This is a genomic window from Cyclobacteriaceae bacterium (assembly GCA_013141055.1).
Classification (GTDB): domain Bacteria; phylum Bacteroidota; class Bacteroidia; order Cytophagales; family Cyclobacteriaceae; genus ELB16-189.
The window spans coordinates 26,722-53,353 of sequence record JABFRS010000002.1; the positions used below are offsets into that span (position 1 = coordinate 26,722).

General features: G+C 45.4%; 24 protein-coding genes. 15 read left to right on the forward strand and 9 right to left on the reverse strand.

Annotated elements, in window-relative coordinates; genetic code table 11:
- Positions 1 to 27 precede the first annotated feature (27 nt).
- A complete protein-coding gene (locus tag HOP08_14575; protein ID NOT76149.1) occupies positions 28 to 990 on the forward strand; it encodes an MBL fold metallo-hydrolase in 963 nt (320 codons plus the stop codon).
- Positions 991 to 1,001: 11 nt separating this feature from the next.
- Here the strand turns inward: HOP08_14575 and HOP08_14580 are convergent, their stop codons facing one another.
- Positions 1,002 to 1,952, reverse strand: a complete 951-nt coding sequence (locus HOP08_14580; GenBank protein NOT76150.1) for a hypothetical protein — start codon at positions 1,950 to 1,952, stop codon at positions 1,002 to 1,004.
- Positions 1,953 to 2,029: 77 nt separating this feature from the next.
- Here HOP08_14580 and HOP08_14585 point away from each other — a divergent pair, with 77 nt between their 5' ends.
- Genes HOP08_14585 through HOP08_14605 form a run of 5 tightly spaced genes read left to right on the forward strand, consistent with a single transcriptional unit; the run spans position 2,030 to position 8,644 of the window.
- A complete protein-coding gene (locus HOP08_14585; GenBank protein ID NOT76151.1) occupies positions 2,030 to 2,410 on the forward strand; it encodes a DoxX family membrane protein in 381 nt (126 codons plus the stop codon).
- 3 nt (positions 2,411 to 2,413) lie between these two features.
- Entirely contained in the window at positions 2,414 to 3,853 is a 1,440-nt protein-coding gene (locus HOP08_14590; GenBank protein NOT76152.1) for an alpha/beta fold hydrolase, read from the forward strand.
- 6 nt (positions 3,854 to 3,859) lie between these two features.
- Complete coding sequence (locus HOP08_14595) at positions 3,860 to 4,762, forward strand: histone deacetylase (GenBank protein ID NOT76153.1); 903 nt, start codon at positions 3,860 to 3,862, stop codon at positions 4,760 to 4,762.
- Positions 4,763 to 4,797: 35 nt separating this feature from the next.
- Complete coding sequence (locus HOP08_14600; GenBank protein ID NOT76154.1) at positions 4,798 to 6,315, forward strand: MHS family MFS transporter; 1,518 nt, start codon at positions 4,798 to 4,800, stop codon at positions 6,313 to 6,315.
- A gap of 7 nt (positions 6,316 to 6,322) precedes the next feature.
- Complete coding sequence (locus HOP08_14605; protein NOT76155.1) at positions 6,323 to 8,644, forward strand: hypothetical protein; 2,322 nt, start codon at positions 6,323 to 6,325, stop codon at positions 8,642 to 8,644.
- Between the two features lie 10 nt (positions 8,645 to 8,654).
- Here HOP08_14605 and HOP08_14610 read toward each other — a convergent pair whose 3' ends face one another.
- The 7 genes from HOP08_14610 to HOP08_14640 all read right to left on the reverse strand — a co-directional run bounded on the left by HOP08_14610 (position 8,655) and on the right by HOP08_14640 (position 13,307).
- Positions 8,655 to 9,389 carry a YHYH protein gene (locus HOP08_14610; protein NOT76156.1) on the reverse strand — a complete coding sequence of 245 codons (735 nt, stop codon included), beginning with the start codon at positions 9,387 to 9,389 and terminating at the stop codon, positions 8,655 to 8,657.
- A gap of 7 nt (positions 9,390 to 9,396) precedes the next feature.
- Positions 9,397 to 9,969 carry a hypothetical protein gene (locus HOP08_14615; GenBank protein ID NOT76157.1) on the reverse strand — a complete coding sequence of 191 codons (573 nt, stop codon included), beginning with the start codon at positions 9,967 to 9,969 and terminating at the stop codon, positions 9,397 to 9,399.
- The gene (locus HOP08_14620) at positions 9,956 to 10,606 is read right to left on the reverse strand and encodes an SCO family protein (GenBank protein NOT76158.1); all 651 of its coding nucleotides are present in this window, start codon (positions 10,604 to 10,606) and stop codon (positions 9,956 to 9,958) included. Before HOP08_14620 ends, HOP08_14615 begins: the two co-directional genes overlap by 14 nt.
- 68 nt (positions 10,607 to 10,674) lie before the next feature.
- Positions 10,675 to 11,172 carry a periplasmic heavy metal sensor gene (locus tag HOP08_14625; protein NOT76159.1) on the reverse strand — a complete coding sequence of 166 codons (498 nt, stop codon included), beginning with the start codon at positions 11,170 to 11,172 and terminating at the stop codon, positions 10,675 to 10,677.
- A 3-nt stretch (positions 11,173 to 11,175) separates the two neighbouring features.
- Positions 11,176 to 11,463 carry a hypothetical protein gene (locus HOP08_14630; protein NOT76160.1) on the reverse strand — a complete coding sequence of 96 codons (288 nt, stop codon included), beginning with the start codon at positions 11,461 to 11,463 and terminating at the stop codon, positions 11,176 to 11,178.
- A 36-nt stretch (positions 11,464 to 11,499) separates the two neighbouring features.
- Complete coding sequence (locus tag HOP08_14635) at positions 11,500 to 12,066, reverse strand: RNA polymerase sigma factor (GenBank protein NOT76161.1); 567 nt, start codon at positions 12,064 to 12,066, stop codon at positions 11,500 to 11,502.
- Between the two features lie 38 nt (positions 12,067 to 12,104).
- Positions 12,105 to 13,307, reverse strand: a complete 1,203-nt coding sequence (locus tag HOP08_14640) for a tetratricopeptide repeat protein (GenBank protein ID NOT76162.1) — start codon at positions 13,305 to 13,307, stop codon at positions 12,105 to 12,107.
- Between the two features lie 61 nt (positions 13,308 to 13,368).
- Here HOP08_14640 and HOP08_14645 point away from each other — a divergent pair, with 61 nt between their 5' ends.
- From HOP08_14645 to HOP08_14680, 8 genes are all read left to right on the forward strand, one after another.
- Positions 13,369 to 14,049, forward strand: coding sequence for a TetR/AcrR family transcriptional regulator (locus HOP08_14645; GenBank protein ID NOT76163.1), 681 nt, complete (start codon positions 13,369 to 13,371; stop codon positions 14,047 to 14,049).
- Between the two features lie 8 nt (positions 14,050 to 14,057).
- Entirely contained in the window at positions 14,058 to 15,377 is a 1,320-nt protein-coding gene (locus tag HOP08_14650; GenBank protein ID NOT76164.1) for an AarF/ABC1/UbiB kinase family protein, read from the forward strand.
- 72 nt (positions 15,378 to 15,449) lie between these two features.
- Entirely contained in the window at positions 15,450 to 16,766 is a 1,317-nt protein-coding gene (locus HOP08_14655; GenBank protein NOT76165.1) for a Gfo/Idh/MocA family oxidoreductase, read from the forward strand.
- Positions 16,767 to 17,321, forward strand: a complete 555-nt coding sequence (locus HOP08_14660) for a hypothetical protein (protein NOT76166.1) — start codon at positions 16,767 to 16,769, stop codon at positions 17,319 to 17,321.
- A gap of 6 nt (positions 17,322 to 17,327) precedes the next feature.
- The gene (locus HOP08_14665; protein NOT76167.1) at positions 17,328 to 19,478 is read left to right on the forward strand and encodes a glycoside hydrolase family 97 protein; all 2,151 of its coding nucleotides are present in this window, start codon (positions 17,328 to 17,330) and stop codon (positions 19,476 to 19,478) included.
- Positions 19,479 to 19,576: 98 nt separating this feature from the next.
- Positions 19,577 to 22,012, forward strand: coding sequence for an FtsX-like permease family protein (locus tag HOP08_14670; GenBank protein ID NOT76168.1), 2,436 nt, complete (start codon positions 19,577 to 19,579; stop codon positions 22,010 to 22,012).
- 33 nt (positions 22,013 to 22,045) lie between these two features.
- Positions 22,046 to 24,322 carry a M20/M25/M40 family metallo-hydrolase gene (locus HOP08_14675; GenBank protein NOT76169.1) on the forward strand — a complete coding sequence of 759 codons (2,277 nt, stop codon included), beginning with the start codon at positions 22,046 to 22,048 and terminating at the stop codon, positions 24,320 to 24,322.
- A gap of 76 nt (positions 24,323 to 24,398) precedes the next feature.
- Positions 24,399 to 25,199, forward strand: coding sequence for a type 1 glutamine amidotransferase domain-containing protein (locus HOP08_14680; protein NOT76170.1), 801 nt, complete (start codon positions 24,399 to 24,401; stop codon positions 25,197 to 25,199).
- A gap of 983 nt (positions 25,200 to 26,182) precedes the next feature.
- Here the strand turns inward: HOP08_14680 and HOP08_14685 are convergent.
- Complete coding sequence (locus HOP08_14685) at positions 26,183 to 26,362, reverse strand: hypothetical protein (GenBank protein ID NOT76171.1); 180 nt, start codon at positions 26,360 to 26,362, stop codon at positions 26,183 to 26,185.
- A gap of 79 nt (positions 26,363 to 26,441) precedes the next feature.
- Here HOP08_14685 and HOP08_14690 point away from each other — a divergent pair, with 79 nt between their 5' ends.
- On the forward strand, positions 26,442 to 26,630 hold the full coding sequence (locus tag HOP08_14690) for a helix-turn-helix transcriptional regulator (protein NOT76172.1): 189 nt from the start codon (positions 26,442 to 26,444) through the stop codon (positions 26,628 to 26,630).
- Positions 26,631 to 26,632 lie beyond the last annotated feature (2 nt).

The window sequence follows — 26,632 nt, forward strand, 5'->3', positions numbered from 1 at the left end:
ACCTTACTAAAGCTTTCTTTAATACCTATGATCAAATTCCTTTTGAAGACGGTAGTATTCGTATTCATAACGACTCTTTCCGGCTACGCTCAACCTCAATTCCATCAGGTTAAAGATCTTAAGGTCACGATTCTCTCTACCATGCTGGCAGACCAGGGAATTGGTGAGTGGGGATTCTGTGCTTTAATTGAAGTAGATGGTAAGAAGATTCTGTTTGATACAGGTGCTCGTCCGGAGACTGTGCTCAGTAATGTCAGAGAAATGAAAATTGATCTGTCAGATGTAACGGATGTCTTTATCAGCCATCATCATGGCGATCATACGGGTGGATTGATGACGTTACGAAATGAATTCTCAAAGAAGAATCCAAAAGCATTGTCAGTAGCTCATATCGGTGAAGGTGCATTTTATCCCCGACCCAACAATAAAAATTCCATCAGCCCCATGTTGAAAAACAAGGAGGAGTATGAGAAGTCAGGAGGAAAATTCATCATCTACAACAGTCCGAAGGAAATCTATCCGGGTGTATGGACAACAGGCCCAGTACCTCGCAAGGAAAAAGAGCAGAACTGGAGTGGTTCCGGCAAGCTTGTATTGCCAACAGGAGAAACAGTGGAAGATAATATCCCAGAAGATCAATCCATGGTTTTTTATGATGCGAACGGACTTGTGGTTGTTTCAGGTTGCGGCCACGCTGGCATTGTCAACACGCTTACATATACTCAATCGTTCTTAAACCCTGTCAGAACAAAAACCCTGATCGGTGGATTTCACCTCTTCGATCTCGATGACGATCGTATGAACTGGACGTGTGATAAGCTCAAAACCTTTGGTATTGAGAATTTCATTGGAGCCCATTGCACCGGTATCAATGCAGTATACTTTATTCAAAGAAAACTCGGACTGGGAAGGAACCAGGCAATCGTTGGATCCGTAGGTTCCGGATTTGAATTAGGTAAAGGCATCAATGCAGGGCAAATCGCCAAATAGACCTCACCGAATTATGGGGTAACAATAAAAGCCCTGTGCATACTAACACCGGGAGAATTATCCGTTGTCTGTAACGACATCGTCCCGGTGATTGCAGTAACCGGAACAGTAACCGTGATAGCAGTAGTGGTAGCATTGGTCACTGTTCCTTCAGTGATATGAAAGGGAGCATCGTAAAAGTAAACTTTATAAGCCGCGAGGCTTGCCGTAAAACCTGAGCCCGAGATGACGACAGAGCTTCCGCGTGCACCACTGGAAGGAGTAAACCCGGTAACAATAAATGATTGCACTGTAAACCTTGAAACATCGCTGGTGGAATTCTGTCCATTGGAAGCATAGATTTCCTCTCCAAAAGCTTTGACCTCAATGTTTCCAGACGCAAGAGGCATGGGAGGGACATTGAATTTATATTCAGTTGATGATATGGAGGTGAGAATAGTGGCAGCTGATTTTGATATTGCTATGAAAGAATTGGGGCCGGTTGCTTCCAGCACACTGTAATTAATTCTTACGTTAAAATTTTCTGGTAAAGTCTGAAAGTTTGTTCCTGTAACCGTAACGGTAGTGCCAGTTGGACCCGACCAGGGACTCACATCCGTAATATTTCCATTGACGTAGATAGTAAAAGGTTGGGAGATCCCGGTTAATCCATTAGCCGTTATTGTAACCTTGCCTGTTGTTGCACCAGCAGGAACAATAACAGAAAGATCTGAGCTGGTGGCGCTGGTGACTTCGCCTTCAACGCCATTAAACTTTACAACATTTCCAGCAATGCTTGTAGCAAAATAATAACCCACGATATGGATCTCTTCTCCAACAGAACCATGATCCGGCATATCAACAATGGTTGGGGTTGGCTTATTCTCATCGAGATCGCACGCTACCACGCAAAAGATAATGATCAGAGGAACAATGATCAACTGGAAAGGCTTCCTTGATAGAATTCTCCTTAAAGTATACATGGTATATTAAGATTTACAGGACGCAATTTACTAAAATAGGTTAATTTCAAGGCTACGTATTACTAACGGTACGCGATATGACGATCAACGGCAATCTCATCTTAAGAATAGCAATAGCGATTATTCTTTTAACACATAGTATTCCCGGAATGCTGGATGGTGGTGTAAATGCCTTTGGCGATCTATACTTGAATCAGGTTGGGTTCGCGCCGCTGGGGGTGCCGATTGCCTGGGCGATAAAGCTATCACATGTTGCGTGCGCCATTCTCCTGATCATGAACCGATATGTAAAGTGGGCATGCATCATAACCATTCCAATTCTTGTGATGGGCATAATCATGGTTCACTTTAAAGAAGGCTGGTATGTAGTGGGTGGCGGAAGGAATGGTGTAGAGTATAATTTCCTTTTGATCTGTGTATTGATTGCATTGATTTTAAACCAAAGAAAAACCAAATAATAAATGAAGTATCTCCTTTCTGTTTTCTCCATGATCATGTTGCTGGCCATCAGCAGTGCTGCACAAACTTCTAAACTTCAGGGAAACTGGGACGGCAGATTGTATGTTCAGGCAAATACTTCTATCAAGCTGGTCTTTCACATCAGGGACAGTATTGGTCTTAGCGCTACAGTGGATAGTCCGGATCAGGGTGCCTTTGGTATTAAATGCGACGAAGTATCTTCAAAGGGAGATAGCGTATTCATAATTCTTAACAGACTGCGTGCAAAGTTTTCCGGATCGTATTCAGTTGAAAAAGACACTGCCATGCTGAAAGGAAACTGGCAACAGGGTCCGGCCAAACTTCCATTAAATCTTCGCCGGTCTAATCTTGCTCAAACGAAATTGGATCGTCCTCAGCAACCCAAAGAACCTTTTGCCTACAATGTGGAAGATGTCCAGTATTCAAGTAAAGATGGAAAAGTAACGTTAGGTGCGACCCTCACAACACCCAAAGGCGATAAGAAGTATCCTGCAGTTATTCTCATCACCGGTAGCGGTCAGCAGGATCGGGATGAAACACTTCTCGGCCACAAGCCTTTCTGGGTGATCGCCGATTATCTGACAAGCAAAGGCTACGCAGTATTGCGTGTAGATGACAGGGGAGTAGGAAAATCCAAAGGCGACCTGACCAAAGCAACTTCCCTTGATTTTGCAGAAGACGTCATAACATCTCTGGAGTTTTTGAAAAAACACAAGTCTATTGATGTGAATGCCATTGGACTGATAGGACACAGTGAAGGTGGTCTGATCGCTTCTCTTGTTTCTTCCAGACGAAAGGACATCGCATTCATGATCCTGTTGTCGTCTCCTGGTGTTACAGGCAGTAAGATCGTTGAAGAACAAGGTATGGCAGTTATTAAGAGCAATGGTGTCAGTGCATCGGTTGCCGAAGAACTCCGGCCTTTAACGAAAGAAAGCTATAGAATAATTATCAGTGCCGCTACAAAGGAAAAAGCTCATGAGGAATTCCTGTCAGTTGTGAAGGCATGGTATCCCAAGGCTTCAACCCAGGCACGCCAGGTGATCGGTGCTACTACTGAACAGGAGGCAGCCACTTATGCAAAGCGCTCTGTCGATCAGTTGTACAATCCATGGTTTCGTTTCTTCCTTGAACATGATCCTGCAGCGGAGTTGAAGAAATCGTCCTGTCCTGTTCTTGCATTGTTTGGTGAAAAAGACATTCAGGTGTTGCCTTCTCAAAACAAGGAACCGATGACCCAAAGTCTGAAGGCAAGCAGGAAGAAATCCGGCTATGAAGTAGTAGAGATGCCGGGATTGAATCATTTATTTCAGCATTGTAAAAAATGTTCTGTAGATGAGTATGCTGTGCTAAGTGAAACTTTTGCTCCCGAAGTATTGGAGAAGATGGCGCAGTGGCTTAATACCAATGTGAAAAAATAGTACTTCATGCTGAAGATCGCCTGGACCGAATCATACGTCCTCTCATTGCCGCCTCATCATCGTTTTCCGATGAGCAAGTATGAGATTCTGCCTCAGCAATTACTTCATGAAGGAACTATCAAAGAAGAGAATATTTTTCGTCCAACCGCGATTGATGATAAATGGATCCTCCTTACCCATGAGGAAAACTATTATCATGCATTAAAAAACCTTCTGCTCACTCCTAAAGAAGTAAGAAGAACAGGATTCCCTCTATCGCAAGAGCTTGTCGATCGCGAGGTGATCATTGCGCAGGGTACATTGCTTTGTACACATCACGCTTTACAGAACGGGGTGGCTATGAATATCGCCGGCGGAACGCATCACGCCTTTACCGGCAGGGGAGAAGGATTTTGCTTGTTGAATGATATTGCCATCGCTTCCAATTATCTGCTGCATGAAAATCTTGCGAAGAAAATTCTGGTGGTTGATCTCGATGTGCACCAGGGAAATGGGACCGCTCAGATATTCAGAAATGATCCAAGGGTATTTACATTCTCCATGCACGGTGCCAACAACTATCCTTTGTTCAAGGAGAACTCCGACCTCGACATAGGCTTGCCAGATCAAACACAGGATGCATTTTATCTGAAGACCCTTGAAACGAATCTCAACAATATTCTTGAGTCGATCGAACCGGATTTCATGTTCTTTCAATCGGGAGTGGACATCCTGGAAACTGATGCGCTGGGCAAGCTGGGTATCACCCGACAGGGATGCCGGCAACGTGACAGAATAGTACTGGAGATTGCGAAAAGAAACCGCATACCCGTCGTGGCTACCATGGGTGGCGGCTATTCAAGGGATTTCAAGGATATAATTGAGGCTCACGCCAACACCTACCGTCTGGCACAGGAGATTTTCTTTTAGACGCAATCGCGCTATATTTCCTTTTTAAAATTCGCATGAAGAAAATAGATAGCAGTGCTGCTGAACGAAAAAATCTTTGGTTTGTCATTACTGCTTCTTCAGTAGGTACCCTCATCGAGTGGTACGACTTCTACATCTTTGGAACACTCTCCATAATTCTTTCAGAGCAGTTCTTCCCAAAGGATAATCCAACCGCTGCATTCCTTTCAACGCTCGCCATGTTTGCCGTGGGTTTTGTCGTGCGACCGTTTGGCGCCATTGTCTTTGGACGCCTGGGTGATCTGGTAGGAAGAAAGTATACGTTTCTGGTAACACTCGTGCTGATGGGTGTTTCTACTTTTGGTATCGGTCTCATTCCAGGATATCAGACGATCGGAATTGCTGCACCAATTCTTATACTCGTGCTTCGCATTGTACAGGGTCTAGCTTTAGGTGGAGAGTATGGTGGTGCCGCGACCTATGTTGCTGAGCATTCGCCGAAAGGCAGACGTGGATACTTCACAAGCTTCATTCAGACTACCGCAACTCTTGGGTTATTCCTTTCACTTGGAGTTATCCTGATCGTGCGTGAGTCAGTGGGTGTGGAAGCTTTTACTGAATGGGGATGGAGAATACCATTTTTGCTTTCAGCGATCCTCGTTGGTATATCCATTTTCATAAGAATGAAGATGGCAGAGTCTCCCTTGTTTGCCAAAATAAAATCAGAAGGAAAGATATCTGCCAATCCTTTAAAAGAAAGCTTTGGAAAGAAAGAGAACCTGAAGCTGGTGATGCTTGCATTGTTTGGCGCCACCGCCGGACAGGGAGTCGTTTGGTATACGGGGCAATTCTATGCGCTTACTTTTATCCAGCGAACCTGCGGCATTGAGTTTGTACAATCTTACACGATCATCGCTATTGCGTTGGTAGTGGCCACGCCGATGTTCATTGTGTTTGGAAAACTTTCAGACACGTACGGCAGAAAGTACATCATGATGGCCGGCTTACTGCTTGCCGTTATTTGCTTCCGACCAATTTACAGCCGGATGTTCAGTCTCAGTGATCTTTCATTGAAGACGGAAGTCCCCATGGCAAAGAACATTACGCGGAACTCAAACCCCGCACCCAATTCGGATGTGACAATAACATCCGTGAACTTTTATTCCGATCGTACCCAACGCATTGAAACGAGAAAGGAAAGCAGTGACGGGAAAGTGATCTCAACCAAAACAGAAACGAAGTTGTCACAGCGCGACTTTTGGTTTATGGTGATGTTTGTATTCACGCAGGTTCTGTTTGTTACGATGGCCTATGGACCAATCGCCGCATTCCTGGTAGAGTTATTTCCAACACGCATACGCTATACTTCCATGTCTCTTCCATACCACATTGGCAACGGTGTATTTGGCGGACTCACACCACTGGTGGCGACATCTTTATTTGAGCTCAGTAAAACTTCTTCGAATCCTTCCGGCGATCCATTAGCAGGGTTATGGTATCCTATCGGAGTAGCCGCGGTCTGCTTCGTCATCGGAATGATCTTCCTCAGCAACAAGGCGCCGCAAACAGAGTGATTGCACCATGGGAAAGAAGAAATCACAATGGGTAACGATTGGCAAGCGCAAGGTTGAATTATCCAATCTTGACAAAGTCCTTTTTCCTGAAGATGGAATCCTCAAGGCAGAGATCATTGAGTACTACCTGAATATTGCACCCACGCTGTTGAATCATGTAAAGGGTCGTGCATTGACGTTGATCCGTTTTCCGGATGGAATCCATGGTGAGATGTTCTATCAGAAGAATCGTCCCGAATGGGCACCGGACTGGATAGAATTTGCTACACTGGGCAAAGAAGTGAAAGACTATATCATTGCCACCGAGCCAGCAACACTGGTCTGGCTTTCCAATCTTGCCTCTCTCGAATTGCATCAGCTTCACAGTCGCAAGCCGAAGTTTGACTTTCCCGATTACATGGTATTCGACCTGGATCCTCCGGAAGGTTATGATTTCAAAAAGATCATACCCATTGCACTTGCGTTAAAAGAATACATTGAAAGCTTTGGATATACTGCTTTCGTAAAGACTACCGGGGGAAAGGGAATTCACATCTGTTGTCCTCTGGAAGCCAAATGGGATTTCCACACAGTATTTGAAGCGGCTCAGTTGATTGCCCAACCTTTTGTGGACCGATATCCCAATGAGACTACGCTCCATATTAAAAAGGAAGCACGCAAGGGAAGAGTGCTGATTGATATCTATCGCATTCGTTCCGGACAGAGTATTGTATCTCCTTACAGCTTGCGCGGAAGAGTAGGTGCACCTGTCTCCATGCCATTAACATGGGATGAATTGGTGGAGCTGAAGAATCCTGTTGAGCACAACATCAGAAATGCTCTTGCTAAAGTTTTAAAAGACGGTGATGCATGGGAAGGGATCGGCGCTTATTCCGTTGAACTTCATACTCACCGTAAGAAAGTAGTTCCGAAACAGCTTCCTCCCAATAAAAAGCATAAGACTCCTGAACAATTGGAGTCGTATGAGAAGAAGCGTGACTTTAAGAAGACTTCTGAACCCGGCGCAGCCATCGATGAAGGAAGCGGAAGCAACTTCGTAGTGCATCGTCATCATGCGTCGCATCTGCACTATGACCTGAGATTGGAAAAAGACGGAGTGCTGAAATCATGGGCAGTGCCAAGAGGCTTGCCGCCGCATCCCGGTGTCAAGAGACTGGCGGTGCAGACAGAAGATCACCCCATGAAGTATCTCACCTTTAGCGGAACCATTCCCAAAGGAGAGTATGGCGGTGGTGAGATGTGGATCTATGCACAGGGAAAATACCAGATCACAAAAGATAAAAAAGACGGTTTCTATTTTCGTTTGAATAGCAAGGAAGTAAATGGTGAATACCGCATTTATAACATTAAGAACAAGGAATTTTTGCTGGAGCGTGTGGATACCCCTCAGATCAATTATCTGAGTGATACCATTGAGCCCATGCTTTCCGATATTTCAGAGACCGTGCCCGTCAGCAAGGATTATATCTATGAGATAAAATGGGATGGCATCCGTGCGCTGATCTCTGTCGATGAAGGGCAGATAAGGATACGAAGCCGCAATCACAACGACATTACAAATCAGTTTCCTGAATTGCTGATACCCGACAAGGCATTCCGTGTCAATGGTGCTTTGTTTGATGTGGAGATTGTTTGCCTGGATAAAAGTGGAAAGCCTGAATTCAAAAAAGTGATCAACCGACTGATGAGCGCCGGCGAAACCAATATTCAGAAGCTGAGTAAAAGCAATCCTGTCAACTGCTACATCTTTGATTGTCTTTATATGGATGGCCGCTCGCTGGTGAACGAACCCCTGATGAAAAGAAAAGAATTCCTCAAGGATGCTGTAAAGACCGACACGCCATATCGCGTGAGTGAGTTTATAGAAGATGGTGAATCACTGTTTGCTGCCGCACGCGAACATGCTCTTGAGGGCATCATGGCCAAGCGGAAAGACGGCAAGTATCTTCCCGGACGAAGAAGTGATCTGTGGCTTAAAGTGAAAGTAAGGCAGACGGCAGATTGCTTCATCATAGGATATACTGAAGGCAAAGGAAACCGCAATGCAACGTTTGGCGCACTGCAGATTGCAGAGAATGTAAACGGCGAACTTTATTATCGCGGAAAGGTGGGAACCGGATTTGATGATGAGATGATCCGGGAAATTTTAAAAGAGATCAAAAAACAAAAGGAAACAAAAAAACCTTCCCTCAAGGGAGGAAAGGTTGTTGATGAAAAGATCACTGTGTGGATTGAACCGGTGATCGTTGCCGAGATCAGCTACTCCCAGCTCACCAAAGATCAGATGTTCCGTGAGCCGGTGTTCGTGCGACTGCGACCTGATCTTTAAACTCTGGCTACTACTGAGTTACCGTTCCGCTCGTTCCAAAGAACTTCCCTCCATTGATATAAGGAGAATCTGCCGTAATGTGGTAATGATAGATTCCATCCGGATAGTCTTCTGTCACAGAGGTATGTCCGTGATAGGTATCAAGGTCAGCACTGGTAAGTGTCTTTCCGCTTTCCAGTGGACCATATACAGGGAAGCCATCCAGTAAGAATCCTATCAGGCCGGCTTTGCTCGTAGTGCTTGTGATATAAAGCGGCTCAACATGATAGTGATACTGTCCTGTCTGTTGTGGATGACCATTGTACTGATCAAATGAATTGATCTCATTGGTGAGTGGTTGATTCGGCCCGGCGAACTGATTGAAAAGTGGAACACCATTGATGGAGATTCCCATCGGCCCCAGTGATGTAGCGGCTTTTGTAGATGCCTCCTTGGGATTGAGTGGTATTTTAAAAACATAATTCTGCTCTTTTATGGTATTCGGGTTGATGGCGAAATTTGCGTTCGTTCCGTTGTAGGCTTCATATCGGCTGTCTGCCACACCGAAGTAAGGACTCTTGTGATTGGGAATGGCAGTGGTCTTGAAAACAATAAAATCACCTTCGACATAGATTGTTACAGAGGATGCATATTTCTTCGTAAACACTTCAGGTAGGGTTGTGTTGGTAGCAGGGGATACCTCATCCTTCTTACAGGAAACAGAGAGCGATACAAGTACAATGATGAAAAGCGATGTTAGTTTCATAGGGAGTTTATTGATAGATACCTTTTTCGTTTATTAATGAATAGCAAAGTCGGGCGTTGGTGAGTCCGTACTTTCTTCCGTTGCGGACCATAAAGTTGATATAGGTCTTTCCGTTGTCGCGCCAGCCGATGGCACTTACTTCTTTCCCATCAGCATAGGTGAACAGGTGAAGAGGCTTTCCGTTTTCATACCACTCCTTAAAAGTGCCGTGATACTGACCTTCTGCAAACTGATATTCGAAACGCTGATTGCCGTTGGGCCACCATCCCTGATGAATTCCTTCTTTCTCACCCTGACTATACAATCGTGATGATTCTTTCACTCCGCTGAGATACCAGGTGAGTGTTTCACCATGAAGCAATCCTTCTTCATAACGTGACTGGCTTCTGATCTCTCCGGTCTCATAGAACTCGGTGACCAGGCCACTGAACAGCTTGTCGTGATACATGAGAAACTTCCCCTGCTGTTGAAGCTCAGGATTATTCTTGTTCACTGCCGTGGTTCCCGGACTCATTGTATTGGAACAATGGGTCATCCAGAGGAGCATCACAAGAAGACATACTGTTCTAGGAATTCGCATGCTGCATTTCTTTTTTGAGGATGTGAATGTCTTCGATCAGTCGTTCGATCTCTGTGGGATTCGTTCCGTTGTAAACTCCACGGATTCTCTTTTGTCCATCGAGAAGGATGAAATTCTCAGTGTGAAGAAATTCATTCTCACTTTTCTTAAGCCCCACTTCTTCGTCGGCGAAATATCCCTGGCGTGCAATCGTATAGATCTGCTTGCGATCACCGGTCAGCAAATGCCACTTTCCTTTTTGTACGTTATGACTGTTGGCATATTCTTTCAACCTGGGAACGCTGTCAAGATCGGGTGTCACGGAGTGGGAGAGCAGCGTGATCATGTCGTCGTCTTTGAAAGATGACTGAACATTCTCCATGCTCTTTGTGAGCCTTGGACAAATACCAGGACAGATCGTAAAGAAAAAGTCTGCCACTACAATTTTGCCTTCGATGTTTTTGTCGGTGATCGTATCTCCATCCTGATCAACAAATGAAAATGTCGGAAGACTATGGATGGCAGCATACTCCGGTGTCTCAGTGGATATCCATTGTGGTGTGAAATCGGGAGTATTGAAGAACGGCAGGGTTTCAGGTTCCTTCGTGCAACCAGCAATCAGAATTGTTATAAAGATCAGACCGAACAGCGTACGCATCTTGTGATTAGTTTCTATAACTATAAGATGACGTTTGGAAGAGAAACTTGCGGTCAGTTATAAGATTTTTATCTCTTTCCTGGACCCGGTCCCTGACCCGGGCCTTTTGGAGGTGCCATCATCTTCAGAACTTCCTGAATGATAGCATCAAACTTCGTTGCCTGATCCGGCGTGCAGAGGGCACGAACCTTCACAAAATGATCAAACGTGGTCATCTCAATCTTCTTCTGAAGTCTTGAAATGGCAACGGCAGACAGCTCCGCAGAAGTGGAATTGGAGGCAGGTAAGTAGCTGAATAACTGTTCTTTATAGAACCTGATACTATCTTCTGATGAATGCATAAGGTTGCGATGCTCGTCCATCAGCAGGCGGTAGGCCGCCCTTTGTTCTTCCGTAAATCCAACCTTATCCATCAGCAGCATTCCGGGTCCTTCCGGAGAGCGTCCTGGTCCGGGACCGCCATGGGGAGGGCGGTTCATAAATACCACTCCCAGCGTTCCAAGGTTCAGAAGAACCAACGCTACGATCATGAAGACCATGAATCTGGACTTGTCTATGTAATTCATAGGTCAGTAGTGATAGGTTGAATTAGTGAAGCCGTATTCAGCAGCGATGGTATTCATTGGATTCTCACGCGGCGACTTATTCTCCCGGATCTGCATCCACGCAAGTGCATTGATCAAGATGAGAAAGCTCATTCCAATCGCCCATTTTGTGATCATGGGAGAGGGCGTTGCCGCTTTCGCAGACTCCATCCGGTTGCGGATCTTTTCAAAAAGAAAGTGATTTGCTTCAGATCTCCTGATGCCGTCCAGGCTGTTCAGGATCTTCTCAATTTCATCTTTTCTGTTCTGCATGGTCGTTAGATGTTTATTCTGTTTAAAACTTGCGGCCTATTTTATTAATGATTCCAGTTTTTTCTGAAGATTGACCTTTGCCCGGTGGATCAGCGACTCCACAGAGGACAGGGATACATTCATTACCGAAGCGATTTCTTCATAGCTCATATCATCGATCTTGTTCAGCGTGAAGGCGACCTTCTGATTTTCCGTAAGGGAATCAATGGCTTTGAAGAGTATCGCCGCCCGCTCACGATTTTCCATCAGCACTCCAGGGTGCACGAAGTCAGGTACATCAATGGAAGATGAGTTTGCATCACCCTGAAACAAACGGATCATGAAGCCGAACCTCTTCTGCCTCTTCTTCTTTCTGATCTGTTCCAGTGATTTGGTTACAGCAATGCGATAGATCCAGGTAGATAGTTTGGACTCACCCTTGAAATGATGAATCGAATGGATCACTTCAATGAAAACTTCCTGGGCAATGTCTTCCGCTTCATCGGTATTCTGAACAATACCAAGGGATGCATTGTAGATGCTGTTTTTGTAAGAGTCGACCAGCTGCCGGAATGCACTTTCATTCCGCTCACGCAACGCCTGGATTAACTCTGCTTCCGACAATGAAGTTATTTTAGATCAAATTAATATTTTGATTGCAATTACCTGCACACTCTTTCTTTCATCCTCGCATTCGCCTTTACTCCAAGCGACTCAGCTTTCTTCAGATCATTGCACGCTTCATCCAGCTTCCCGGTGCTCTGATAGGCGATCGCCTGATTGTAGTAGGCCAGACCGTAATCGGAAGCCAGCGATATGGCGATGGAGTAATCTTCAATCGCTTCATTCCAGCGATGAAGCTTTGATAATACATTGCCATGACTCACCCACGACTTCTCATTGGTGTCATCCAGTTCAATGGCTTTGGAGTAATCGGCAAGCGCTCCCTTCAGATCTTTCAACTTCTCTTTCACCAGCCCGCGGTTGAGATAATTCTCTCCGTCTTTGGGTTCCATTCTCACGACTTCATTATAATCTTCCAGTGCGCCGGCAAGATCATTCCGTTGAAGTCTCTGATAAGCCCGCTCCGCACGCGGATAGGGAAGCGCATTGTTCTTCTCAATGGCTTGTGTCAACAGCTTTTCAGAAGTGCTACTCTCACCTTCAGCAGAACGGATGGTGGCAATGTTATGAATCGCAAGACTGTTGTCAGGATCAAGCTTCAAGGCCGCATTGAAATCATTTAAGGCTCCCGGTGAGTCCTGACTTTTTAGTTTGGCAGAACCTCGGTTGATCCAGTAGGCAGGATTTTGATTGGATATCCGGATCGCAGAATCAAACCATACAATCGCCTGCGTATAGGATTTCAGATTCGTATCAATCAATCCCAGGTAATTGAAGATATGATCTTTGCCGGCGCTGTGGGCGGTAAAGATCCGCGCATTCGAGTCATTGAATTTCTCCTGACCAAAGAAGACCGTATTGGTTTCACTTTTGGGAAGGAACAGGAGATCGTAAAAGTCTTTTCGCGCGAGGTCGTAGAGGTCTGCCTCAAACCTCAGCACCGCGCGACTGAACAGCGCTTCTGTGTCAGCAGGCACCAGGTGCAGATATATATTGTAGTCACTGAGCGCTTTCTCATCCTCACCAAGATGCTCATAAGCGTTGGCGCGAAGCCGGTAGGCCTGAGAGTAGAAGTTATCCAGGCGCAGGCATTCTGAGAAATCAGCCAAAGCGGTGTTGTAATCCCTGTTTTGAAGGGCCAATTCTCCTTTCTCAAAGTACTGAAGGGCTGTCTTTGCGGACTGCGCTATTCCCGAAAGGGGGAGTGCCGTTATCAATATTATAAAGCAGGCTCTGAACATGGATGGCCAAATATTACCGTTAAATTGGAAACTTCTTTTCAATTAATCTGTTAAAAACGGTATGGAAAAAGCAAAAAAGACTTCTCGCAAAACCAAGGCAGCTGGAAAGCCTGCCCGTGACAAGATCATCTCTGCCTACAGGGAAACGTTGCTGACAGAAGGTAAAGTGCCTTCATCAGTTTATACTTTTTCACAGTCCATCGGAATCAAGGAGGATGACTTCTATCAGTACTTCGGTTCGTTCGAAGCAGTGGACAAAGAGATATGGAATGGCTACTTCCAAAGTGTTGCATCACGTCTTACTTCCGACAAAAACTATTCATCATTCTCTACCCGTGAGAAGATACTCGCATTCTACTTTACACTTGCAGAAGTCCTGAAAGAAGACCGAAGCTTCGCATTGCTTACCTTGAAAGAATGGAGAAACCCGGCCTTTACTCCGGATGCTATGAAAGCATTCAAGAACTCTTTCGAGGAATGGCTGACTCCCGTATTGAATGAAGGAAAGCAAAATGGTGAGATCGCAAAGCGTCCGTTGTTCGACAGTCGCTATGATGCACTCTTCTGGATGCACCTGATCTTTATACTTCAGTTCTGGACGCGCGACAACAGTGTGGGTTTCGAAAAGACCGATGCCGCGATTGAAAAGTCTGTCAACCTTGCCTTCGATCTCATCGGCAATGGCATTCTTGACAATGCACTCGACTTCGGAAAATTCCTGTATCAGAATTCTAAAAATTAAAGAGACGGTTGAAAGAGCAAAAGAGTATTCCTACTACGAAAGTTCAGCGTGCTACCAAGTTCATTACTACCGGTGCGAAGATCGGTCGTAACTATCTCAAGCATTATGGTAAGAAGCTGGTAGATCCCAACATAAGTCGCGATCAGCTGAATGAAGATAATGCAAGCGACATCTATGATTCGCTGAGCAAGCTGAAGGGAAGTGCTCTCAAAGTAGCACAGATGCTCAGCATGGATAAGAATCTTTTGCCTAAAGCATATCAACAACAGTTTTCAATGGCGCAGTACAGTGCGCCTCCGTTATCGTACCCACTGGTTGTAAAGACATTTCAAACATACTTCGGAAAGAACCCAGGCCAGATCTTTGATTCCTTTTCTACAAAAGCTGTCAATGCTGCGTCGATGGGACAGGTTCACCAGGCAACATTAAAGGGAAAGACCCTTGCCGTAAAGATCCAATATCCCGGAGTTTCCGATACCGTGAAGAGTGATCTCGCCATGGTAAAGCCCATCGCTCTCAGAATGTTCAAGCTGAGTCCGGTTGAGTATGAGGAATTCATCGGCGAAGTTGAATTACGATTGCTGGAAGAGGCCGACTATACACTCGAGCTCAAGCGTTCCATTGAAATGTCAGAGCAGAGCAGGAAGATCAAGCATCTTGTCTTTCCAAAGTACTATCCTGAATTCTCTGCAAAGAAGATCCTGACCATGGACTGGCTGGAAGGTCTTCCGTTAGGTGAATATTTGAAAAAGGGCAAACCCTCCAAAGCTATTGCCAACAAGCTTGGTCAGGCGATGTGGGACTTCTATCATTTTCAGTTTCATCAGTTGAAAGCAGTTCATGCAGATCCGCATCCGGGAAACTTTATCATAACTCCTGATGAAGAGCTGGGTGTCATTGACTTCGGTTGCGTGAAAGAGATCCCGGAAGACTTTTACCAGCTGTACTTTCAATTGCATCACAAGGATATCTTGCAGGATCCTGTCCGTCTGGAGAAGATCTTCTATCAGATGCGGTTCATTTATGAAGATGACTCGGAAAGCGAGAAGAAGTTTTTCAGAGCGGTGTTCATCGAACTTCTGGATCTGCTGGCGCGACCTTTCCATACAAAGACCTTTGATTTTGCTGACCCTTCATACTTTGAAACGCTCTACAAGACAGGGGAGAAGATATCCAACATGAAGGAGCTGAGAGATTCCAAAAAGGCAAGAGGCATCAAGCATGCATTGTATATCAATCGCACGTACTTCGGTTTGTACAGCATTCTCAATGAGCTTGGCGCAACGGTAGAAACACATTCATTTGTGCCGTCGTGGAAATCTTTTTGAGCCTGATAAAACCCATTTTCAGCTCTTCGAATCATCAAATTAATTGCGATCTTGGTAAGCAAATCTATGCTTATGAAAAACGATCGCAGAAGTTTTCTTAAAACATCCTCTCTTGCATTGACAGGTCTCGGCCTGAGCACTGTAATTCCATGGGAAGCTATCGCTGCAGCTAAGCGCAGGGTAGGTGCGAATGGAAAGATCAACGTTGGTGCGATCGGTATCAACGGAATGGGATGGGCCAACCTTACTTCCATCATCAAGATCCCTGACGTACAGGTCATTGCTTTATGCGATGTGGATGAGAACGTTCTGAACTTCCGTAAGTATGAATTGGCCAAGCAGGGAATCAAGACCACGACATATGTGGACTATCGCAAGCTGCTGGAGAATAAAGACATTGATATTGTGATCATCGGAACTCCGGATCACTGGCATTGCCTTCAGATGGTGGAAGCATGTCAGGCAGGAAAAGATGTTTATGTAGAAAAGCCTTGCGGAAATTCCATTGCCGAATGTGATGCAATGGTGGCCGCACAAAAGAAATATAACAAAGCCGTTCAGGTAGGGCAGTGGCAAAGAAGTCAGCCGCACATGGTAGACGCGCTGGCCTATCTCAAGACCGGCAAGCTTGGTAAGATCAGAACCGTGAAGGCATGGGCATACCAGGGATGGATGCGAAACCTTGATAGCAAACCTGACAGTGCTGCACCGGAAGGTGTTCATTATGATATGTGGCTCGGACCTGCAGCCAAACGACCTTTCAATGCCAACCGATTCCATTTCAACTTCCGCTGGTTCTGGGATTATGCCGGTGGTCTCATGACCGACTGGGGTGTTCACCTTATCGATTATACGTTACTGGGAATGGATGCAAAGTTTCCAAAGTCGGTGATCGCCAGCGGTGGTAAGTTTGGCAATCCTGCCGGACCTGAAGAAACTCCCGATACACTCGCTGCAGTATATGAGTATGATGGATATAACATGATCTGGGAACACGCACAAAGTATCAGCAATGGAAACTATGGACGTGATCATGGTATTGCTTACATCGGAAATAACGGAACACTCGTGCTCGATCGGAATGGATGGGAAGTGATCGCCGATGAGAAGAGAATGCAGTCATTGCCGATGCAGAAGAATGTTGGTTCAGGAGTGGATCTTCATACACAGAATTTTGTGGATGTTGTCAAGTCGAGAAAGATGGAAGATCTCCATTGCTCCATACAGGCAGGTGCACACGTTGCTACCGTCTGCCAGATGGGAAATATCTCTTATCGCTCCGGACAAAAAGTAACGTGGGACGCGACAAAAGGAAAGTTCAACGAAGACAAGGCGAACGCGTTTCTTGCTGCGAAGTATAACAATGGATACAGCTTGCCTAAGATCTAGATGAGTAAGGATCAGACCAAAGATCTCCTGAAGTTTCTTAAGCCTTTCGGGGAAGAGATCATTGAAAAAGTTCTATGGCTCCGGGCTTTCGTCTGGGACATGTATCCAAAGACCAATGAACTCATCTACGATAATTATAACGCCGTAGCCTTTGGCTGGTCGCCAACCGATAAAGTGGGCCATACCTTTTGCTCCATTGCGGTAGGCCGAAGCAGTAAGAATATTCACTTTGGATTTTACTGGGGCAGTGAGATCGCCGATCCTAAGAAGATCTTGCTAGGCGAAGGAAATCAGTACCGGTACATCCTGGTCAAAAAGCTCAACGACTTTCCAAAAGATTATATCAAGGTACTGATCAAGGATGCTTACGATAATTCAATGTCGAAAGTGAAAGATCCAAAACAACTGATAGAAGGAAATACGATCACGAAATCAGTGTCTGCCGTGAAGAGACCGGCAAAAGGTAAAAGCAAAAAACCAGCAAAGGCAAAAAGTGCCAAGCCAAAAGCATCAAAGAAGAAGGTCGCAAAGAAATCAATAAAATCTAAAAAGTAAGTCAATATGAAGTATACAGGTAAATGGATCATTGCAGCAGTACTCATCTCATTCTGCACAACAGCATTTTCACAAACAAAGAAAACCGCTGATGCAAGCATGGGAAAAGTGAAAGTGGAGTTCAGCATTGATGATGCAGGCACTCCGTCGTACACTGTACTCTACAATCAGAAACCTGTTGTGCTTCCATCAAAGCTGGGATTCATTCTCAGTGACAATAACTTCTCTTCAAACTTTGAATTGACTGGTTCAGAAACAAAAGCAGTCGACAACTCATGGAAACCTGTACTGGGAGAAGTCAGTCAGATACGGGATCATTACAATCAACTCACCGTTCATTTGAAAGAGAGATCCGGTGACCGCCGTCTGCTGGACATCGTATTCAAAGTCTTTGAAGAAGGTGTCGGATTCCGTTATGAGTTTCCAAAACAGCCCAAGCTCAATTACTTCATTGTGAAAGATGAAGTTACCGAGATCAACATGTCCGGTGATCATAAAGCGTTCTGGATTCCCGGCGACTTTGATTCAAACGAATACATCTACACCACTTCAAAGATCAGTGAGATCGACAATCGCAGCATGGTCAACAGTGCTACAGAGATTGCCGTTCGCTATGCTCCGGATCAGTATTCCGTTGCAACGCCATTGATGCTTAAAACAGCTGACGGCTTATACATCAACATTCATGAAGCAGCGGGTATTGATTATCCAGCCATGCAGCTCCATGTTGACAAGGCTAATTTCAAGATGAGTGCGAGACTGGTACCGGATGCTGTCGGAAACAAAGCATATCTCAGAGCACCATTTAATACTCCATGGAGAACTATCATCGTAAGTGATAAAGCCGCAGACATTCTTGCCTCAAAGATGATCCTCAATCTGAATGAGCCTTCAAAAATCGAGAACACTTCATGGATCAAGCCGATGAAGTTTGTCGGTGTGTGGTGGGAGATGCAAACAGGAAAGGGAAGCTGGACCTATGCTGACAAGATCGACTCACTGAAGAATGGTCAGCTGATCCCTCACAATCATCATAGCGCCAACACCGCGAACGTTAAACGTTACATAGACTTCGCTGCTGCCAATGGAATCGGCGGTGTGCTGGTGGAAGGATGGAACACCGGATGGGAAGAATGGTTTGGATTGTGGAAGGAGAATGTTTTTGATTTCGTAACACCATATCCTGATTTCGATGTGAAAGGGTTGCAGAATTATGCAAAGTCAAAGAACGTAGCGATTATCATGCATAATGAAACATCTGGTTCGGCAACGAACTATGAACGCCAACTGGATACCGCATTCAGATTCATGAACAAGTTCGGATATCCTGCCGTGAAGACGGGATATGTCGGAAAGATCATTCCCCGTGGTGAGCACCATGATGGCCAATGGATGGTGAGTCATTATCTGCGCACCGTACAGAAGGCTGCAACGCATAAAGTGATGATCGACATTCATGAATCGGTACGACCAACAGGATTGCATCGTACGTATCCAAACTGGCTTGCCAATGAGGCAGGACGTGGAAATGAATTCAATGCATTCCATGATGGAGGAAATCCGCCTGAGCATGAAACGATCCTACCTTTCACGCGACTGATGGGCGGGCCAATGGATTACACGCCTGGAATATTCAAGCTGAAAGGCTATGCCGGACATGCTCCCAATCGTCAGCTGCATACCACGCTTGCCAAACAACTTGCATTGTATGTGACACTCTATAGTCCGTTGCAGATGGCGGCCGACTTTCCCGAAAATTATGATGCACATAAAGATGCATTTCAGTTTATCAGGGATGTTCCTGTTGATTGGGATGATTCAAAGATCATCGAAGCAGAGCCCGGAGATTTTATCACCATCGCCAGAAAAGAAAAAGCAAAACCAAACTGGTTCATTGGTGCGATCACAGATGAGAACAAACGCATCGCCACGGTTCCACTGACATTCCTTGACAAAGGGAAGAAATATGTGGCTGTTATCTATGGTGATGGACCGACTTCCGACTGCAAAACAAATCCCGAAGCTTATATGATCAGCTCGTTCATCGTTGACTCAACCATGATATTGAAACTAAACCTTGCCCCGGGTGGGGGATCAGCGGTGAGCATCATGCCGTCCACTCCGGAGCAGGAGAAAAAGATCAAAAAGTATCGCTAAACATTCAAAAGCATGGGGTTACAACTTTTGTTGTAACCAAATCATCTTCAGGCAGTAAAAGAATTTTTAGATTTAGAACTTTCTAAACTCCACTTTCTATGCTGCTTAAAGATCTGATCTTTTCCTTCCGGAACATTCAAAAAAACAGGCTCACCGCGTTCATCAATGTGCTCGGTCTTACGATCGGGATCAGCGCCTGCCTGGTGATATTCCTGATCGTCAATTATGAGCTGAGCTACGAGCGCTTCAGAGCTGATAGAGATCAGATTTACAGAGTCTATTCACAGTTTTCTGGCTTGAATTCCAATGCGAACAGGGGAGTGCCCACCGGATTTTCCGATGCATTGAAAGAAGGACAGTTCGCCGGCGTTGAAGCCATTGCCGACTTCCACATCTTTAAATCAAAGGTTGAAATTCAGAATAAGAATCAGGAGCCAAAGAATCTCGGACGCTATGAAGGAATCATTATTGCCAGTCCGGGATACTTCGATGTATTCCAGTATGAATGGCTGGCCGGCAATTCCGAAAAAGCATTGGCCGAACCACTGCAGGTGGTGTTGACAGAAAGTCGCGCGCGGGTGTACTTTGAGGATGCATCACTTTCCGACATGATCGGCCGTGAGGTCATCTACCGCGACTCACTCGTTGCCACGGTTTCAGGAATTGTAAAAGATACCAAAGAGAATACCGACCTCAACTTCACCGATTTCATTTCGATGAGTACCATCGAAAATACCTGGCTGAAGAAAAGTTTCTTCCTTCACGATTGGTTCAGTCTTAACAGCAGTTCACAGTTATTCTTTAAAGCAGCTCCCGGAACTTCATTAGCCACACTTCAGGAGCACATGAATAATATCTCTGCTCAGTATGACAAGGTGAATAAGAATCCGGACCGGAAGAATACGCCAAGCTTGCAGCCGCTCTCTCAACTTCATTTCAATTCAGAGATGGGAATCTTTGATTACAGCAGGTCGGTACCGGAAAAATCTACGCTGCAGATCCTTGGCTTGATCGCTGTTTTATTACTGGTCATTGCCGCTATCAACTTTATCAATCTTGTTACTGCTCAGGCATCACGACGTGCACGCGAAGTGGGTGTCCGCAAAGTATTGGGAAGCTCAAGATTCCGCCTGGTGAATCAGTTTCTCATGGAGAGTTTCATCCTCACATTCATTGCTTCAGCCATGTCACTATTATTATCGGCTGAAGTGCTCAGCTTCTTCAGTGAGTTCTTCCCTACGGATCTCAAGCTGAATGTATTAAGTCCAACCATACTTATCTTCTCTGCGACATGCATAGTCGTGGTAACATTACTGGCAGGGATCTATCCTGCATTTGTTCTTTCATCGGTACAGCCGGTCGTTGCATTGAAGAATTCTGTTCATATGAACAGCAATTCATCCGGAACGTTCTGGATCCGTAAAGGTCTCACCGTATTCCAGTTTTCTGTTTCCAACATCCTCATCATCTCAACACTTGCCATCAGTCTGCAGATTGGCTATATGCTCAACAAAGACCTTGGCTTTGCCACCGACAGCATTGTTTACTTTGACACTCCATGGTGGGAGAAATCGGCGAAGAAGCAATTGTTGAAAAATGAGTTGAGTCAGATCCCTGAGATCGATGCGCTGACGCTTCAAAGCAGTCCGCCAAGTTCGGATGGATGGTCTACTTCAACATTTGAATTCGACAACGGAAAAGAAGTTCTTAAAGATAATGTCTACCTCAAGCAGGCAGATACCGCATACCTGAATGTCTACAATATCCAGTTGCTGGCAGGAAGAAATCTTCATCAAAGTGATATCCCGGAAGAGTGTCTGATCAATGAGACATACATGCAGAAGCTTGGATTCACAGATCCACATGAGGTGCTGGGAAAGGTTGTCAGCAAGCTCACGATTGTGGGAGTGGTGAAAGACTTTCATGTTCGTTCACTGCATACTGCCATTGAGCCGATGGCCATCTTTAGTTCTTTGCAGGGTCAATCATCGTTCGGGATGAGACTTCGTTCAGAGAATGGAAAGATCTCCGATCTGCAATCCACAATGGCAAAGGTTGAAGCAAGCTGGATGAAGATCTATCCCGACCAGAAGTTCACGTACACCTTTCTGGATGAAACACTCAAAAGATTTTATGAGAATGAGCAACGCACCGGCAAGATCGCCCGGATCGCAACGGGTATTGCACTGCTGATCTCATGCCTGGGATTATTCGGGCTGTCGTCTTTCAGAGTGATCCAGCGGACAAAGGAGATCGGCATTCGCAAAGTGCTGGGCGCTTCCGTTAGAAGCATCCTGGTTTTACTCTCGACGGATTTTCTCATCCTCGTTGTGGTGGCATTTGTCGTATCATCACCGATCGCCTACTATGCATCCGAGCAATGGTTGAATAATTTTGCATACAAGATGGATATGGGACCATGGATATTTATTTTGGCAGGAATTTCTTCGTTAATTACGGCGTTTCTCACCATCAGCATTAAGACCCTCGGCGCTGCCAACGCAAACCCTGTAAAGTCGCTGAGATATGAGTAGCAAATTCACATAACCGTAAGACCCTTGCCGGGAATGGCATTCGCAATCATGAAAAAAATTGTTCCACTGATCGCAGTCCTGTTCCTGGCATTTCTTACCCTCCGACTCAATAAGCCTCCTGAAGTTGTCAGTGATAATGCTCCCGATAGTGTCTTCTCTGCAAAGAGAGCATACACTTATTTAAAAGTAGTAGCAGGCGCTCCTCACAGTACCGGAACCGAAGAGAACAAGATCGTAAGACAATACATCGCAGACGTTTGCCGTGGAATGGGTCTCGAAACCCAGATGCAAAACACAACTTCCGTTCGGAAAGAAGGAAGCTCTGTCATTGCCGCCAATGTGTACAATGTCATTGCCACACTCAAGGGAAAGCAGGGCAATGGTAAGCGACTGCTGGTGATGTCTCACTTTGACTCACAACCCAATACCCCCGGCGCAGGCGACGACGGGGCAGGAGTAGCCGCCATGCTCGAAGTAGCCCGCATCATCACCGCCTCCAAAAAGACATTCAATAACGACATCGTGTTCTTATTCACCGATGCTGAAGAATCGGGATTGTCGGGTGCACAGGGATTCGCCCAGGATACCGTGATGCTGAAGTCCATCGGGTTTGTTCTCAATGTCGAAGGACGCGGCAACTCAGGAGTAAGTATGATGTTTGAAGTCAATCCCGAAAACGGATGGGCCGTTCGTCAATACATGCAGGCCGCAAAGTATCCTGTTGGAAATTCCATGGCCTATGAAGTCTACAAGAATCTTCCCAATGATACAGACTATACCATCTTCAGAAGAGCCGGCATCAGCGGACTGAACAGCGGCTTTGTGGATGGATATGTAAATTATCACAGTCCCAACGACAAGCCTGAGAACCTTGATCTCAGAAGTCTCCAGCATCATGGCGATAATCTGTTAGGACTTGTCAAGCATCTTGGCAACATAAGTCTCGAGCAAACCAAAGCACCGGATATCACCTTCTTCAATGTGAGCGGCTACTGGATGATGAGCTATTCTTCCTCATTGAATATTGTACTGCTGATCGCCTGCAGTGTGTTGCTGGTAGTTCTGATTGTGATGGGCTTCCGGAAGAAGCAAGTGAATGTGAAAGGAGTCGTGTCCGGATTCTTCATTTATTTCGGAACGCTGATCCTGATGTTGCTGATTGGATTCGGTGTGACCAAGCTGGTGCTGATGATGTATCCGTTCTACGGAAGATTCTATTCATCTAATTCCTACAACAGCGCTCATTATTTTATTGCGCTCACGGCGATTGAAGCAACGGTGTTTGCATTCATGTATCAATGGCTTTCAAAAAAACTTGCACTGCAGTCATTGCTGACCGGAGTACTGATCCTGGAAGTTATTCTGCTGAACCTGTTTTATATCGTTATGCCTTCGGCGGCATTCCTGTTGTTGCTGCCAATATTATCATCCATTATCGGTAATATCATTGTACTGCACAGAGGTGAGCAAGAGAAAAGTTATTCCGATGCGTGGATCGTGATCAACATACTCTGTCTGATACCGGCTATGTTGTGGCTTCCGTTAACGATCAGTCAGATGTACACCATCTTCGGACTGGAAATTATAGCAGCAGGCATTGCGCTGGTGTTGGGAATACTATTGGGACTCATGCTGCCGGTGCTGGTATCTGCTTTTGAATTCCGTCCTAAGTTGATAGGTATAATTGCCGCTGTCATCTTTGTGATAAGTATAGTCACGGGTCATCTGACTTCCGGCTTTGATGAAGAGCATCCATTGCAGTCGGCCGTAACATACCAGCTGAGAGGGGAGGAGAACAAGGCATTCTGGCTAACGCGAAGCAAGACGACGGACGAATGGAGCCAGCAGTTCTTCCCTGAATTCGAAATGGAGTTTGGAAGAATGAAAAGCGAGGCGCCTTTGTTGTCATTGGGATTACCAACCGCGACGGTGGTGAGCGACACGATCGTCAACAATATTCGCTTACTCAGGATACATTGTGCGGCTGGTCGTGATGCGTTGACACTGGCATTGACGATCCACACTAAAGATCTTGCGTTGGATGCAACGGTGATCGGTCCTGCGGGAGGAGTACCACAGGCAAAGAAAGCGGCGGGACCATTCAGCGGAGTGTACTATACCGGATTGGACAGTCGCGGGTTTGATGTGATCCTCGAGCTGACACCCAACACACCGTTGGAGTTTACGTTGCTGGACAGATCGATGGGACTGCCGAAGTTTGACGGGATCAAAGATCAGCCGGACTGGATCATACATGGAAACGGATCGGCGAGCAACACGATACAGGTGACGAAGAAATTTACATGGTGATGTAACTGTTATTTAGTTGTTAACAGTACATCCTAATTGAAAGTCTCCCGTTCACAGGGGCATAACCAAAAACCCCATGAACAAAACAATTCTATTCATTCTATTTATTGTCCTTTCATTTTCCGGAGTTAGTCAGTCGAAGCAAAAGAAGATCCTGATCGTCTCGACGAATGTGGATACTGTTGGCACGAATGTCAGCGGGACATATGCGATGGAGATAGCACATCCCTGGAAGACCTTTACGGATAAAGGTTTTGATGTGGATGTAGTGACACCGAAGGGCGGCAAGGCGGCGATCTACAATGCAGCGAAGACAGATGATGATATTGTGCAGATACAGAACAACGAAGCCTTCATTAAGACAACAACCAACACCCTTTCACCGACACAGGTAAATCCAAAGGATTATGTGGCGATCTTTTATCCGGGTGGTCACGGACAATACTTTGATGTGATCAGCGATGAGCGCATAGCAGTGATAGCGGCGGCGATCTATGAGAATGGCGGCTACCTGGGAACGGCAGGGCATGGGGCGGCGTCAATACTGGACATCCGATTGAAGAATGGGAAGTTCCTGATTGAAGGCAAGCGCATGACGGTGTTCCCGTTGTGGGCGGAGAAAGAGTGGATGAACATTTCAAACTTCGGCAAGCTTCTTCAGTTCGACATGCAGGAAGTAGCTTTACGCCGCGGCGCGAACCTGATCGTCTGCACGAAAGCCACGATCGACGACAACACCCTCACACGCGTCATCGACACAAAGAACCGCATGGTGACAGGATCCTTTGCAAGATCGGCGAAATGGGTGTCGGAGGAAGATGGTGAAGATGATGGGTATTTAAATAAAGTAGTATCAGCATTCATTGACATGAGTTGATCTAACTCATTGTTAATGATTGCTAAACTATTTCTTAGCTTATCCAACAATTTCTTCAGTCAACTAATTTTTCCTTTTATCCGAATCTCATCTGAGTTGAATCCGAATACGCTCCGAATAAAGACTGGGTAGCCTCCGCATACACTCCGCGAAGCATCCGACTTGAGTCAGGCATGAATCAGAGAGTGAACCGAGATGAATCAGAGACGGATCCGACATGAATCAGAGAAACATCAGAGAGTAATCAGAGGCGAATCAGAGAACAATCAGGGAAGAGACAGAGAAAAGCACGGTTTAATTGGGGAGTGATCAGAGACGCATCAGAGATTTATCAGAGAAAGCAGCGTTTTTATCCGAGAATCATCAGAGAGCGATCAGAGAAACATCAGAGAAAGCATGCAATGGTAGCTGAAAAGTACGAGGAATGTCCGAGAAACCTTCGAGAAACACCCTAAAAAAGCCTCAAATTGGGCTAAAAACGAAGAAAAGGGTGTTCAAAATCTGAGGTGGACTATCAAAAAGTGCGATTTTGGGGTGATTTGGAGGTTTTTGGGGTTGGGTGTGGTATAGCCCAATATCAATCTACATCTGAAAAAGCCTAAAACGGAACCATATAGCACTAGAAGGCTATATGGCGTACCGTAAACACGGATTCATGGATTAAAAGGTAAAAAAAGCCATCCGCCTTTCAAATGAACCGCACTACAACCATCAGCTTTGCTGATCCGCAAACTGAACGTTAACTGAATCCGTGTCAATCTGAATTTGGCTAAAGCAAAGACTGTATTAATTATCCGTGCATCCGTGGTTCTGTATTCTTTTTAAAAGCAAAAGCATTGCATCCCAATCCCCCTCAATCCGAATCCGCTTTAGTTATATAATGTTTATGCGTTATGTTAAGTAGCTTAGGCATCCGGGCTTACCGAAATCTTCATAGAAAGTTTTTTAGCGTTGGCTTTCAATAATTCAATCTTCATCATTCATCAACGGACTGGGGCAGCGACACTCTTTGGGTAGGCTTTGGTCTTTGCGTTGGCATGTGCGGCCTGCACAATGTGTGTTGCTGCTGCGCTGGCAAAGCAATAGGGATAGAAGCGGAAAGCACGGAGTGTGTTGGCAGGAGCGAGGCCGGACTTGCAGTGAATAGCCCGGGCCGTAGGCATTGCCCAAATTCTAAATATCTCATTTTATGAGATATAAGTTGCTCCGTTTTGTTATCTTTCCAATTCTCCAATTATGAAAATGAATAGGATAAAAGAAGTCATTGAAAAAAAAGGTGTTACACAAATTTGGCTTGCTGAAAAGTTGGGGAAAAGTTATAACATGATCAATGGTTACGTTCAGAATAGGCGACAGCCAAGTATAGAAGATTTATATCGAATTGCCGAAATTTTAAATGTAAATGCAAAAGACTTGTTAGCTGAAAAATGAAG

Coding starts and splice junctions, on each gene's coding strand:
- HOP08_14575 (NOT76149.1), top strand. CDS start 28: ATGATCAAATTCCTTTTGAAGACGGTAGTATTCGTATTCATAACGACT.
- HOP08_14580 (NOT76150.1), bottom strand. CDS start 1,952: ATGTATACTTTAAGGAGAATTCTATCAAGGAAGCCTTTCCAGTTGATC.
- HOP08_14585 (NOT76151.1), top strand. CDS start 2,030: ATGACGATCAACGGCAATCTCATCTTAAGAATAGCAATAGCGATTATT.
- HOP08_14590 (NOT76152.1), top strand. CDS start 2,414: ATGAAGTATCTCCTTTCTGTTTTCTCCATGATCATGTTGCTGGCCATC.
- HOP08_14595 (NOT76153.1), top strand. CDS start 3,860: ATGCTGAAGATCGCCTGGACCGAATCATACGTCCTCTCATTGCCGCCT.
- HOP08_14600 (NOT76154.1), top strand. CDS start 4,798: ATGAAGAAAATAGATAGCAGTGCTGCTGAACGAAAAAATCTTTGGTTT.
- HOP08_14605 (NOT76155.1), top strand. CDS start 6,323: ATGGGAAAGAAGAAATCACAATGGGTAACGATTGGCAAGCGCAAGGTT.
- HOP08_14610 (NOT76156.1), bottom strand. CDS start 9,389: ATGAAACTAACATCGCTTTTCATCATTGTACTTGTATCGCTCTCTGTT.
- HOP08_14615 (NOT76157.1), bottom strand. CDS start 9,969: ATGCGAATTCCTAGAACAGTATGTCTTCTTGTGATGCTCCTCTGGATG.
- HOP08_14620 (NOT76158.1), bottom strand. CDS start 10,606: ATGCGTACGCTGTTCGGTCTGATCTTTATAACAATTCTGATTGCTGGT.
- HOP08_14625 (NOT76159.1), bottom strand. CDS start 11,172: ATGAATTACATAGACAAGTCCAGATTCATGGTCTTCATGATCGTAGCG.
- HOP08_14630 (NOT76160.1), bottom strand. CDS start 11,463: ATGCAGAACAGAAAAGATGAAATTGAGAAGATCCTGAACAGCCTGGAC.
- HOP08_14640 (NOT76162.1), bottom strand. CDS start 13,307: ATGTTCAGAGCCTGCTTTATAATATTGATAACGGCACTCCCCCTTTCG.
- HOP08_14645 (NOT76163.1), top strand. CDS start 13,369: ATGGAAAAAGCAAAAAAGACTTCTCGCAAAACCAAGGCAGCTGGAAAG.
- HOP08_14655 (NOT76165.1), top strand. CDS start 15,450: ATGAAAAACGATCGCAGAAGTTTTCTTAAAACATCCTCTCTTGCATTG.
- HOP08_14660 (NOT76166.1), top strand. CDS start 16,767: ATGAGTAAGGATCAGACCAAAGATCTCCTGAAGTTTCTTAAGCCTTTC.
- HOP08_14665 (NOT76167.1), top strand. CDS start 17,328: ATGAAGTATACAGGTAAATGGATCATTGCAGCAGTACTCATCTCATTC.
- HOP08_14670 (NOT76168.1), top strand. CDS start 19,577: ATGCTGCTTAAAGATCTGATCTTTTCCTTCCGGAACATTCAAAAAAAC.
- HOP08_14675 (NOT76169.1), top strand. CDS start 22,046: ATGGCATTCGCAATCATGAAAAAAATTGTTCCACTGATCGCAGTCCTG.
- HOP08_14680 (NOT76170.1), top strand. CDS start 24,399: ATGAACAAAACAATTCTATTCATTCTATTTATTGTCCTTTCATTTTCC.
- HOP08_14685 (NOT76171.1), bottom strand. CDS start 26,362: ATGCCTACGGCCCGGGCTATTCACTGCAAGTCCGGCCTCGCTCCTGCC.
- HOP08_14690 (NOT76172.1), top strand. CDS start 26,442: ATGAATAGGATAAAAGAAGTCATTGAAAAAAAAGGTGTTACACAAATT.